Source organism: Pseudomonas sp. URMO17WK12:I6 (genome assembly GCF_003253625.1).
In the GTDB taxonomy this organism is placed as follows: Bacteria; Pseudomonadota; Gammaproteobacteria; order Pseudomonadales; family Pseudomonadaceae; genus Aquipseudomonas.
This window is the reverse complement of record NZ_QKYZ01000021.1, coordinates 105,977-106,371: the sequence shown is the minus strand read 5'-3', so window position 1 is coordinate 106,371 and position 395 is coordinate 105,977. Positions and strand designations below refer to the sequence as shown.

Genomic DNA, 395 nt, shown 5'->3' with positions numbered 1-395 from the left:
TGACTCTCGCCGGCCTGCAACGATTGCACGGCACTGGCGACGCCATCGGTGCCGTTGGCCAGGGTGTAAGTCCATTGGCCGCTGCTGTCGACGGCGATCGAGCCATAAGTGCCGGTATTGGACCCGGCAATGCTCCAGGTCGCGGTGGCCGCATGATCGATGTCGCTTGAATTGAACTGGCCACTGACACTGAGGGTGGTGTCTTCCTGCACGGCGCCCACATCATTGCCGCTGGCGAAACTGAGTACGGGTGCATCATTGCTGCCGGTGACGGTCACGGTCACCTGCTGGGTGTCGACCCCGCCGAGGCCATCGCTGACCTGGATGGTGAACACTTCGTTATGGCTCTCGCCGGCCTTCAGTGATTGCACGGCACTGGCGACGCCATCGGTGCC

General features: G+C 62.8%; 1 protein-coding gene. It reads right to left on the bottom strand.

Going from position 1 to position 395, the window contains the following annotated elements:
• A partial coding sequence (locus F475_RS27250) for a VCBS domain-containing protein (RefSeq protein ID WP_218281491.1) occupies window positions 1-395 on the bottom strand: 395 nt, incomplete at both ends.